Raw genomic sequence first — 12,528 nt, forward strand, 5'->3', positions numbered from 1 at the left:
AATAGAGCGACTTCTCAAACATCTAATACTCAGACTAGGGCTTGGCGGCCCTAGCCAGGGGCGCTATCACGGACACCTGTCGATGAAAGAAAGCTTGCTATGACCGCTATTGCAGATCGTATCGCCCGCACAATCGCCACTGATATTAATGCACGACCAGAACAGGTCGCTGCAACGGTCGCTTTGCTGGATGGAGGGGACACCGTGCCGTTCGTCGCCCGTTACCGCAAGGAGGTCACGGGCGGGCTAGATGATACGCAGTTGCGCCATCTTGCTGAACGGCTGGGCTACTTGCGCGTTCTCGAAAAGCGTCGCGCAAGTATTCTTGGAGAGATCACCAGTCAAGATAAGCTTACCGAAGCTTTGGCGCGCGCAATCGCAAAGGCTGACACGAAATCGGTGCTTGAAGATCTATATCTACCGTTCAAACCCAAACGGCGTACGAAGGCGATGATTGCCCGTGAAAATGGCCTAGAACCCTTGCTGCGCGACATCCAAGCGAACCGAGCTACAGATCCTGTTGTGTCGGCAGAACGCTATGTGACGGACACCGTTCTAAGCAGCAAAGATGCCTTGATCGGCGCACGTGATATTCTGGCCGAAGAACTTGGGGAAGACGCCGCTCTGCTGGGTCGCTTACGTGAGGTGATGCACAAAGATGCGCTGATTACCGCGCGGGTAAATAAAGGCAAAGAAGATGTTGGTGCCAAATTCTCTGACTACTTTGCCCATAGCGAAAAGTGGGCAACCATTCCATCGCACCGCGCACTTGCGATTTTACGCGCATCGAAAGAGGAAATCGTTTCCGTAGATATCGGTCCTGATCCAGAAACAGGTGTTGATCGGATCAACACAATAATCGCGGCTGCGATTGGCATTCGGGGAACAACACCGGGTGATATCTGGCTGCAAGAGGCGGCAGCTTGGACGTGGCGTATCAAGCTGAGTTCAACGATGTTCATGGACTTGCTGGCAGATCTGCGCCGCCGGTCCCATTCCACCGCTATTGATGTTTTTGCTCGTAATTTGCGAGACCTGCTGTTGGCGGCGCCTGCGGGCGCGCGGACGACGCTTGGCCTTGACCCCGGAATACGGACAGGCTGCAAGATTGCGGTTGTGGACGAGACTGGTAAGCTGCTGGATATGGCAACGATCTACCCCTTCCAGCCGCGTAAAGATTTGCGCGGATCGGAAGAGACGCTGCAACACTTGATCCGCAAACATAACGTTGCACTGGTTGCTATTGGAAACGGAACTGCCAGCCGTGAATCCGAGCGGCTAATTGCAGATGTGTTAAAGCAATTGCCGCAAGGCGCGAACCGCCCGACGCCGGTGATCGTGTCTGAGGCTGGCGCGTCGGTCTATTCCGCGTCAGAGTTGGCGTCGCAAGAATTCCCAGACGTAGATGTTTCTATTCGGGGAGCAGTGTCTATCGCACGCCGCTTGCAAGACCCGCTGGCGGAGCTGGTTAAGATTGAGCCGCAGGCGATTGGGGTCGGCCAGTATCAACACGATGTTGACCAACGCCGTCTTGCCCAATCCCTCGCGGCGGTGGTCGAGGATGCTGTGAACGCAGTTGGGGTGAACCTGAACATGGCGTCAGCGCCATTACTGTCGCACATCGCTGGGCTTGGACCGTCATTGGCGCAAGCCATTGTAAAGCACCGCGATGAAAATGGGTTGTTTCCCAACCGCAAAGCCCTGATGAAAGTACCTGGACTGGGTAAGAAAGCGTTCGAGCAATGTGCGGGATTTTTGCGCGTCACAGACGGCACGGAGCCGCTTGATGCATCCTCGGTTCACCCCGAAGCCTACGGCGTAGCCCGTAAAATCGTAAAGGCATGTGGCCGAGATGTGCGTGCGATCATGGGCGATAGCACCGCGCTTGCAGGGTTGAGTCCCGAGCAGTTTGTCGATCCAAGTTTTGGTTTACCGACGGTCCACGACATCCTCGCAGAGTTGGAAAAACCGGCCCGCGACCCGCGCCCTGCGTTTAAGACAGCCACATTCGCTGATGGCGTCGACAGCATCACCGATCTCAAATCCGGTATGTCGCTTGAGGGGACAGTGACAAATGTCGCGGCCTTTGGGGCCTTCGTTGATGTCGGCGTGCATCAAGATGGATTGGTTCATGTTAGCCAGCTTGCGGATCGCTTCATCAAAGACCCCCATGAGGTCGTTAAAGCCGGTGATGTCGTTCGTGTTCGGGTGACCGAGGTGGATGTGGCCCGCAAGCGTATCGGGCTTTCGATGCGCAAGGATAGCGGGGGTGAGACCGAAAAACCTGTAAGTAAACCAGAAACTAAAAAACCAGATAGGAAATCAGCTACATCGGCTTCGCCTAAGCCAAAGGCCGATAATCAAGGCCCTTTCGGTTCTGCACTTGCCGATGCCTTGAGGCGTCCAACCTCTTGACGGACCCACGATGACAGCTACGGACGGTGTTGTCCGCGAGAACAAATATTGGGCGGTCAAAATACAGCGATCTGCACGAATGGGCGCAATACAATAGCTGCGTCGTAGTACGTGATGGGTAGGCCAAGATCCGCAACGGGCCTATTCTGTTGAACAACTCTTGTTGATCTAGGTCCTGACCGCTGATTCAATATCTGTATTGATATTGGAGATTGATCGCGATGATGGGACCACGTCAGGAAGTACAATCTGGGCAAAGACTGATGTAAACGCTGTGACGCGCTGAAGCCTGCCAGTACGTTTGACAATAGCGTCGACATGTACGCGATCTGCTATATGTTTCCCTTCAAGCTCAGGGATAACTGCAGCAATTCCACAACTTAGATCATACTACTGGCGCGAAAGTCTTCCAACAAAGCAGAAACCGGAGGAGCAGAAACCGTGGGTTGTTGTGAACTATCCTTCAGAGTCGTTCGGCGCTGGGTCTGCGATATCAGTCACAAGACCGATGTTCGAAAACCCAGCAGCGTTCAGCAGACCCATGATTTCAACAACGCGGCTCCAGTCAAGTTGGCCATCAGCGCGCAATAGTATCCTGTTGCTTTCGCGCTCGGCGGCGATTGCTTGCAATTTCTGGACCAAAACATCCTGCGTGGTTTCCGTTTCTTGGATCATCACTTGATCATCGACCGCAATCGTCACACTTAGCGGCTCTTCCTGATCGCTGGGCAGTGCCGTTGCGGAGGTTTTTGGCAGCTCGATTAAGATACCAGCAATGGACAAAGGTGTCGCGACCATAAAAATGATCAACAGCACCATCATGACATCAACAAATGGTGTTACGTTGATTGCCGACATTGTCTGTGCGCGATTGCAATTGCGTCTGTCCCCGTTCCTACGCAAATTCAGTAAGCCTGTACCCATGTCAGCTCGCCGACTGTCTGCTAAGAATAGTTGCAAATTCATCAGCAAAGGCTTCGTAGTCGCTGAGAATTTCCTCACTATCAGTTGACAGTTTATTGATAGAATATCACGGCCGGAATAGCAGCAAGAAGGCCAATACCGGTCGACAGCAAGGCTTCTGCAATGCCGGGGGCGATAACGGCAAGGTTGGTGGTTTGCGCTTCAGAAATCTCGATAAAGGCATTCATAATGCCCCATACCGTACCGAAAAGACCAACAAACGGAGTTGTCGAACCAACAGTCGCCAAAATAGGCAAACCCTATTGAAGCTTCGATGATTGCTTGGCGATGGTCACATCCATCAACGTATTTATGCGGGCAGTGGCTTCTGCGATCAATCCACCATCTTGCCGATGCGACTTGCGCCATTCGAGCATGCCGGAAGCGAATATCTGCTCTGCTGACCCTTCCGGGTCCGCCCCGATCTTTTCGAAAAGGGCGTCCAAAGGCTCGCCTGACCAGAAGGCGCGTTCAAAGGCATTGGCCTCAGCCCGAGCTTTGCGATATTGAATTGATTTATCAATAAACACTGCCCAGCACCAGAAAGACGCTGCGATCAACAACACCATGACGACTTGGACAAGAATTGTTGCGCGTGCAAACAACCCCCACATTGTAAAATCTTGTGCTGCTTCCATCTGCCTATTGGCCTTTTTTCGGGTTCAGGTTAGCTTGCAAGTATGTTCGCTCAGTATCTGGGTGAATTTACTTACAAGCTTAAAACACAGAGTCTTCAAAGACGGGGTTCACGGGCGGTTTTAAAAATTGATTGATCAGTAGCCATTAGTTCTGGGGAACGTTCGGTGACATCTGCCATCGCCGACCATTTCAGATTGCCCACATATCGCCATGCCATCTGGCCGTTTTCATCGAGCGCAAACAGATGCAGCCAGCCATTATCAAACAATGCCCGCAGGCCCTCATGCCGTCTAAGAACATCCACTATGGCGTCTTGAGGTGCCTCAATGCAGACGGACAGGCGCAACGGTTCATGCGCATAGGTGTCACCTTCGTGGACCGATTGCCACGGTAGCCCTGCACGGAGAACACCGCCATTGCCTTCAACCACGCCAATGCCACCAGTCACATTGTGCAATAGCTTGTTGCCAGCACCGAAGGTTTCTGGGGCTACAGTCGATCCGTAGTACTGAAGATTGATCCAGCTCGCTACAATCACGGGGGCAGTCATGATTAGCTCAAGTACGCCAAAATCATTGTCGTTGGCCCAATCGTAGTCATGTAGAAAGGCACGCCCTTCCATGTTTTTTCCTGCCGTGCGGCGGCGCGGCGCAGCGATGAATACTTTACATCCCGCTAATGCCCACTCGGGTCGCGTCTCAGCCCAGTCGCGGCTTCGGGTTTTTATGTCCAGTTCACCCTTGGCGCGGGGCAAGCGAAGTGATCGCTCGGCGCGCGTGGCTTTGCCTGCCTTCATGAACCAAAACCGTGCTTTTTCAAGGACGGCACTATGGGTCGAGGACTGACCGTCTTGGGTGTAGAATGTCACTTCATCTGTGGTTGTGTCATGCAAGGCTGCGACAAACAGGGTGTCATCTGGGATCATGATACCACGCTCAGCCAACCCTTTTCGCACCTCTGCGTTGTTCAGCAATCCTGCGAGCAGGCGGGCGTTCACCTCGCCGGAATAACCGCCACAGGCACCACAATGCAGACCGCTCGCGAAAGGATTGTTGACAACATTTGCCCCATGCCCTGCCAACACGACCAGCCGCGCAAAATTGTTTGTAAAGGACATCGCGCGAAGGATCGTTTCTGCAGCATCAATTTGCGCGTCTAAGTTTAGATCTGGGTCCAAGCGAGGTGCAGGGCCCACCTGTCCTTCATTCAACCTAATGTTCAGCGCGTCGCGCACCAGTTTTCCTGCATAGATAGGGCCTGTCGCTTCCACAAAAGCAAAGGACGAGACGGCGGCCAGTTTGAAGCGGCCCCAAGCGCGGTTTGCGCGTGCCTTGAAGCGGGCGGTCTGGTCAGCATTTACGTCGTCGCCCTGTGAAGTTGAGGTGATACCGGGGTTCAGCAGAACGGGAAGACGCAATTCATCGACATCTGATGCAAATCCTTTGTGTGACGCCGTCAGCCCAAAGAAGCCCGCAAACCCAAGCGTCTGGATGCCCGGATATACTGCTTCCAACGCGCGCCTGAAGACTTCGGATCGGACGTCGATACAGAAGGCAGCCTGTAATGCGGGACGTGTGTCGTATGAAAATGGTGCAGGCTCGGCAAAGCTCTTAGCCAGATCGCGTTGTGCTGAACGCTCCCATGCTTCTTGAAGAATGGCATCTATCGTAATATCCGCGTCCGGGATTATGGGTGCCACATGTGCTGCTCTCAACATGTTCAACTTGTCTGCAATCTGATCTTTGTACTGCTCAAACAGGGCTTGTTCCCACAACAGCCGGATGGTCAGGAGGTCTGTGATCGTGTCATCGCTGCCACCGGTCAGTTCCGCCTGCCAGAGATGATAGCGCGCGACTTGCGCCCAGCCCCCCAGTGAAAAGAGAAGTTGGTGCAGATATGTTTCAAGAGCGCCATCAGACAATTTTAGCCGATTTGTGGCCCGAACGGCCGCCTCGTCTGCTGTATTTGGTGTGTCGCCGACGAATTGAACAAACCCTTTCAGGCCCATGATTTCGGGTGTCAAATCGTGGATCACATTCTGGCGCCATGCATCATATGCACCACGCCTGCGAGGCGCCTCCCAAAGTGCCTGACCTTGATCAAAATACCCAGCTGCCCATCCGCCAAACCGATCCGCAATGATACCCGGCTAGTCGATGCCCGATACATCTGCTGCAAGGTCGGCAATGGTCGGTTGCAGTCTTGGGGTTTTGACATCACTGCATGCCAGCAGTTTCAACGTGGCCAGATCAGGCAAGTCTGCGGTATCTCGTGCTTCAAGGGCTCCTGCTATGTCTGCATCGATTATCGTGCCATTGGTGATGCGGGATTTGTACCAGTTGCGTGGCATTGTTACGGGCACACCACCGACACGGCCCAACCGAGCACCGGTTTGTGCCAGAGTCTCAGCCACCTGACCCAAAAACGGATTCACAGCGACTGATGAGGCAAGAGGCCAGGCCGGTGGAAAGGCGCGAGCAGCAATATCGCTGGCTTTGACGAGAGTTGAGAGTAAATGATCTGACGGCGCGTTCATGTGTGTGTCCCTTGGCATTGAACAGGAGTAGTGCACAGGCCATCTGCTTACCCATTGCGTTCAAAATGAAAACGCGCATGTCGTCACGTTCATCCCTTCAGAAAAACTATTTTTCATCCAGCTTGTTTGATTTTTAGGGATGAAACCCAGCCTCGGCACGTTTCTATTTCAGGTAAACGTTTTGCAACCAACTTATAGACAAGCGAACCCTTAGCTTGAAAAGGAACTCCGAATGTACGTTCAACTCATCACTCGCTGTACGCCAGGGCGCCCGTAACACGTCGGCATAGCGCAGATATCGAAGCTCAACGATGCATGATGCAATCCGTTTCCTGGCAAGTGTAGCTCCGTCAGCGTAATCGTCCAAGACTGCGGTTATGGAAGCAAAATGCGGAGATCCAGGGCGCTCTGATAACGGTGAACAGCGCTTAGTTCGAACGCTGAGCAAGTTAAAAGGAAAAAGACTGCCGTAGACCGCGATGCACAGGCCCCCCGATCAATATCCCATAAAGGCAGGCTGATGCGGTACGTCTATCCGGTTGGCAGCCGCGATTGAGGTCGGACAGCAGCAACGCATAAGTCAGAACATTGCCGTTAAGGAATATCGTGCTGAGCTTTCGCCCGATGATATCGCTTGTTTGCAATATACGGGAGGCACGACAGGTGTGTCCAAAGGCGCGATGCTGACCCACGCAAACCTGCTGGTGAACATGGAACAGACGATGGAAATGGTCGAAGGTGTCGAAAAGGGCAAAGAGACTGCGCTCACTGCGCTGCCGATGTACCATATTTTCGCGTTTACGGTAAATTTGCTCGGCTTTTATCACCTTGGGGCCCACAATTTTTTTATCCCAAACCCGCGCCCACTGACAAATCTCAAACGCGCTATGGAAAACTACCCGATCACTTGGATGAGCGGTGTGAACACGTTGTTCAACGGCTTATGCAATGAGATGTGGTTTCAGGATTCACCACCAAAGCATCTAAAGTTTGCGTCCGCTGGCGGGATGGCGCTGCAAAATTCAGTGGCTGCAGTTTGGGAAGAAGTCACCGGAAAGCCCGTGCTCGAAGGGTACGGCCTAACAGAGTCCTCGCCTGTCATTACGTTCAATCCGCTTGGCAAAACGCGGCCAAATTCGATTGGCATCCTGTTACCTTCAACTGACTTGCGCTGTTTGGATGAGGACGGCAACGATGTACCACAAGGCACGTCAGGCGAACTGGCAGCACGTGGGCCACAGATAATGAAAGGCTATTGGCAAAAGTCAGATGAGACGGCCAAAACCATGCAAGGCGATTGGCTGCTGACAGGCGACATCGGTATCATGGACAAGGACGGCTATTTCTCAATTGTGGATCGTAAAAAGGACCTCGTTCTTGTGTCCGGTTTCAACGTCTATCCCAACGAGATCGAGAATTGCCTTGCCGCACATTCCGGCATCTTGGAGGCGGCCGTGATCGGCGTACCAAACGGCGCATCAGGGGAGGCGGTCAAAGCGTTTGTTGTTTTGCATGACATCACGCTAACGGCCGATGCAATCCGCATTTATTGCAAGGAACACCTAACGGCTTACAAAGTTCCTAAAAAAGTTGAATTCCGCGATGATCTGCCAAAGTCAAATGTTGGTAAAATTCTGCGTAAAGATTTGCGCAGCGAAGAAATGGCTCGACGCGCTGCGTCTTAAGCCCATTAGTTACAGGTAAATATTCAAAATGGTAGGACCTCTTGAACAGGCAATCCTTGCGCTGATGATTTTTGTCATCATGCTTGGTATGGGCGCATCTTTGACACCCCGCGATTTCACACTGGCGTTAAAACGCCCCTACGGTTTGATGATTGGTGTTGTATCCCAATATGGTTTCATGCCGTTCATCGGGTTTCTATTGGCGCTGACATTGCCTGTGTCTGACTCGATCAAGATTGGCATCCTGATTATGTCGTGCATGCCGGGCGGAACAACCTCGAACATATTCACCTACTTTTCAAAGAGCAACTTGGCGCTTTCAGTTCTGATGACTGTGACATCGACGATTTTTGGTGTGGTGCTGATTCCGATTGTGTTGGTGATTTATGCCGGAGCATTGGATGTAGATATCCCGCGTGAAAATATTATTGTGACGCTTGTGCTGTTGCTGGTGCCTGTCGGCATCGGCATGTTCATGCGCAAATTAAACGCCAATGTGGGGGCTGTTATCGAATTCATGGGCTCCATGCTGGCTATATTTTTCATCGTGTTTTTGATTGTGTCGTGGATACCGCGCAATTTCACGTTTTTGATGGAGACTGGCTGGGCGACCTATGTAGCGTCTATTTCCATTGGCTTGATCGGCATTACGACAGGTTACCTATTTGCAAAGGCACTCAAGCGTGCATCCACGCAGTGCGCGCACGGTCGGTTTAGAAACAGGAATCCAGAACGGACCACTGGCCATCGCAATTATCGCCTTCACTTTCTCAGGAACCGAGCAGCAGGCGATCAATGCGGTGCCCGTGCTCTACTCCCTATTCATTGTGATGGTCTCGGCGCTGGTCACGCTTTACTTTCGCCGAGCAAATACTGCTGGCGAGCAGAAAATGCCAGATGGCTTGTTATAGAGGCAGAGGTGGTAATGAGGGCGGCACAAGGCCAGCCACTTCCCGAAGCAGCAGCGCCCGAAAATTCAACATAAGATAGACTATACGTGCGCATGGTTCATGCACATGATTGACGCGCATGCCATTAAAGCATAATCTCTCTTCAGGAGGCAGACTCATGAATTCGCATACACGAAAGCCTACAAATCTGTCGTTGGACGCTAATTTGCTTACACAAGCTAAAGCATTGAAGGTAAACCTGTCTCGCGCTGCAGAGGATGGTTTGCGAGTTGCGGTTTCTGTAGCCAAGGCACAGCAATGGAAAGCAGAGAATGCCGCGGCAATCCGAAGTTCCAACGCATACGTAGAGAAGCATGGATTGCCGCTTGATAGTTATCGTCAGTTCTGATGCCTAAGTATGACGTGTTTCCCAATCCGTCTGGTGAAGGTTATCTTTTGGACGTCCAAACGGATCTTCTGAGTGATCTTAACACCAGGGTCGTCGTTCCATTGCTGCCACAATCAAGCGCGCCAAAGCCTGCAACAAGGCTCAACCCAATTTTTGGTTTCGAAGATCAACCAGTCGTTATGGTAACGCAGTTTATGGCGGCGGTTCCAACCGGCATTCTCAAGACCTCAGTTGGAAAACTTGATGAAGAGTTTGAGAAGATCACATCCGCTATCGATATGCTTATTCAAGGCTTTTAACTTATCAAAATCAATTCGTTCGCCAAATATATTACATAATGTTCATTATGCAAATTTGACCTTATAGCGGGGCACATTCTATACTAGGTTGCGACAATTCCCCTATCTTGCTGGAAAGCAAGGAGAATGAAGATGGCCCACACAGAGCTAGATTTGCGTGAGAGATGCGCGATTGAAGATATGTTAAATGCAAAGGTATCTGTGCGCGAGATCGCAGTGGAGATCGGCAGGCATGTTTCCACCGTCTACCGAGACATTAAGCGCAATGGATACACCGATGAGGAGCTGCCGGAACTAAACGGATACTACGGAATCGTTGCCCAGAAAGCAGCGAACCAAAGGCGTGCACGACGTCGCAAGCTGGCGCGTCTCGTCGGTCTTCGTAAGGCTGTGATCAAGCAGTTGAAGGAAGGCTGGTCGCCCGAGCAGATCGCTGGTCGGTTTGAGTTTGAAGGCCAAACAGTCCGCGTCAGTCACGAGACGATCTACGCCTATGTCTACGGTCCCGATGGCCGTTCCAAGGAACTGGCGCGGCACCTTCCCAGTCGCCGCAAAAACCGCAGGCCACGATATGCAAGAAGGCCCAGAGGTCAGGTATTTCCACCAGATAGATCCATTCATCAACGGCCTGACTAAGTCAAAACCCGTGAGACATTCGGCGGATGGGCCTCTCGGTGATGCAAGCATCACCTGAACCTCGAAGAACGCCGCAAGCTGGCCAAATGGCTTGAAGCGAAGATACCAGTCAAAGAGAGCGCCGACAATCTGGCAAGAGCACCTTCGACAATCTACCGCGAGAACAGTCGGAACTACTATCGCGACCAGGAAATCCCAGAATTAGACAGCTATCATGCTGTGGTCGCCCAAGATGCTTATGAAGAGCGCCGCGCGGAGCATCGCAAGCTGATCAGACACCCCGAAATTATGGCTGTAGTGCGGAGCGGTTTTGCTGCCGGATGGTCCCCCGAACAGATCGCAGGACGTATGCGACTGGAGCGTCATCCGATGCGCGTCAGCCATGAGACGATTTATCGATATGCCTATTCCAAAGATGACCGCGCTGAGAAGTTCTATCAGCATATCCCTCGACACCGCCGAAATCGCAGGCCACGTGGAATGCGTAAGCATCATGGACGTCAGTTTCTTGACGAATTGGCTATCAAGCACCGTCCTGACGTTATTGCTGATCGCAGCCAGTTCGGCCAAACGGTTCGCCTTTCCAGACGCAGGCTTGTTGTCTTTACTAAGCTCGCGATTGCAGGCGCAAGTGTGGTGGACATCCTGCACACAAATCACGTGCTCAGGTACGACCTGAAGGCGGCTACTTGTCCATTTGTTGATCGACGCCATTTCACATCCGCAGGTACAGCAAGTGCGATCGATAGGATAATGATGATTAATCTCTGCCGGCATTTTGCGAGGGCACCTCCCTTTGACTTTTGTCTCAAGCTCGACCTCCAAGTCATCTAACGGAAAAGCAATATCTTCGTCAAAATCCTCCGTAAAATCCTTTTCCGAGCTTTTCCCGAAATGTTCTTGGCGGAGCACTTCCAGTTGCTCCTTCGTCCGACGTAGATGGCCAGTCAGGCTGGAAATTTTGCGTTTACTCGTGGTAACGCGTTCTTCACTTTCATTGAACAAGTTGAGGATCCCGGCAACACGCGAACCGATTAATGCTCCAGTCTCTGGCGGAACACCTCCTCGTCTTCATTGACGATGCCACCAGCATGTTGATGGAGCTGCGATTTGTTCAATCGGAAAGCACGTTCAGCTACTTCACCGCGCTGGAGAGCTATCTGCTTAAACATGGTCGCCCAGTTGCGTTTTACAGTCATAAACACACGGTATTCCGCGTCTCAAAGCCCAACCAACACATGACCAGTATGACCCAATCTGGGCGCGCATTGGCCGAGCTAAACATCGAAATCTTATGCGCAAACAGCTCTCAAACGAAGGGTCGCGTCGAACGTGCGAACCGGACGTTGCAGGACAGGCTTGTGAAAGAGCTGCGCCTAGCGGGCATCTCAAACATGGATGAAGGCAACGCATTCTTGCTGGGGTTCACGGAACGTTTCAACGCTAAGTTTGCAAAGGCCTCTGCCAAGCCAAACAATCTACACCGTCCACTGAACATCGAACCGGATCGACTGAGCGAGGTCTTCTGTTTGCGCGACAAGCGTAATGTCACCAAAGATATTATGCTGAAGTACGACCGCAAACGCATCAAGCTGGAGATCAATGAACTGACACGCGGCCTCGTTGGCAAATACGTTGACGTCTATGAGTGTGGATGTGGGCGCATTCAGGTCCGCTCCAACGGCCTTGTCCTGCCCCATACGATTTTAAACCCTGAGCGCTGTTCTGGAACATATCAAAACCGAACAAGACAAGGCGCCGCCAAAGGTGAAGGTCAAACCAGTCAGCGCCAAGAATGGCTACAAGAAGACCGGTCGGCGCCCACCTGGGGGTCCGTCCAAGATGGAGCCATACTACGCCCGCAAACACGCAGAACGAGAGGCCCGTGCAGCCAGCCAGAGCTCCGATATTTGAGGTCTACGCTCTGTCAGGCTGCGCTACTGTCAGCGCCATTGGTGACACTTCTGCTTTGCGCAATCGGTGACATTTCTGAATGGCGTTTACAGACTCATTGGTAAAATTCCTGCAGGCCCTTTATGGGACCACCCTCTCTACT

At 52.2% G+C, this 12,528-nt stretch carries 5 protein-coding genes and 6 pseudogenes; 8 read left to right on the forward strand and 3 right to left on the reverse strand.

Annotated elements, in window-relative coordinates; all coding sequences use genetic code 11:
- The first annotated feature begins 99 nt into the window (after positions 1-99).
- Complete coding sequence (locus tag V7775_RS23770; RefSeq protein WP_335754421.1) at positions 100-2,415, forward strand: Tex family protein; 2,316 nt, start codon at positions 100-102, stop codon at positions 2,413-2,415.
- A gap of 456 nt (positions 2,416-2,871) precedes the next feature.
- Here the strand turns inward: V7775_RS23770 and V7775_RS23775 are convergent, their stop codons facing one another.
- The 3 genes and pseudogenes from V7775_RS23775 to V7775_RS23785 form a co-directional block, all read right to left on the reverse strand.
- Positions 2,872-3,339 (reverse strand): ExbD/TolR family protein, encoded by a 468-nt coding sequence (locus V7775_RS23775; RefSeq protein ID WP_335754422.1) that lies wholly within the window; start codon positions 3,337-3,339, stop codon positions 2,872-2,874.
- A 1-nt stretch (position 3,340) separates the two neighbouring features.
- Positions 3,341-4,016 (reverse strand): annotated as a pseudogene (gene tolQ / locus V7775_RS23780) (protein TolQ).
- A 95-nt stretch (positions 4,017-4,111) separates the two neighbouring features.
- Positions 4,112-6,553: pseudogene (locus V7775_RS23785) on the reverse strand (YbcC family protein).
- A gap of 539 nt (positions 6,554-7,092) precedes the next feature.
- On the opposite strand from V7775_RS23785, the gene V7775_RS23790 reads away from it, so the two are divergent.
- The 7 genes and pseudogenes from V7775_RS23790 to V7775_RS23820 form a co-directional block, all read left to right on the forward strand.
- Positions 7,093-8,238, forward strand: a complete 1,146-nt coding sequence (locus V7775_RS23790; protein ID WP_335754423.1) for an AMP-binding protein — start codon at positions 7,093-7,095, stop codon at positions 8,236-8,238.
- A 28-nt stretch (positions 8,239-8,266) separates the two neighbouring features.
- A pseudogene (locus V7775_RS23795) lies at positions 8,267-9,149 on the forward strand (bile acid:sodium symporter family protein).
- A gap of 157 nt (positions 9,150-9,306) precedes the next feature.
- Complete coding sequence (locus V7775_RS23800) at positions 9,307-9,537, forward strand: type II toxin-antitoxin system CcdA family antitoxin (RefSeq protein WP_335754424.1); 231 nt, start codon at positions 9,307-9,309, stop codon at positions 9,535-9,537.
- Positions 9,537-9,836 (forward strand): CcdB family protein, encoded by a 300-nt coding sequence (locus V7775_RS23805; RefSeq protein ID WP_335754425.1) that lies wholly within the window; start codon positions 9,537-9,539, stop codon positions 9,834-9,836. The genes V7775_RS23800 and V7775_RS23805 overlap by 1 nt, the downstream gene beginning before the upstream one ends.
- A gap of 132 nt (positions 9,837-9,968) precedes the next feature.
- Positions 9,969-10,469, forward strand: a pseudogene (locus V7775_RS23810) (IS30 family transposase); the annotation flags it as partial.
- Positions 10,470-10,526: 57 nt separating this feature from the next.
- Positions 10,527-11,039 (forward strand): annotated as a pseudogene (locus tag V7775_RS23815) (IS30 family transposase); the annotation flags it as partial.
- A gap of 494 nt (positions 11,040-11,533) precedes the next feature.
- A pseudogene (locus V7775_RS23820) lies at positions 11,534-12,386 on the forward strand (ISNCY family transposase); the annotation flags it as partial.
- Between the last annotated feature and the right edge of the window lie 142 nt (positions 12,387-12,528).

The sequence above is a fragment of the Sulfitobacter sp. genome (genome assembly GCF_036960155.1).
Lineage (GTDB): Bacteria > Pseudomonadota > Alphaproteobacteria > Rhodobacterales > Rhodobacteraceae > Sulfitobacter.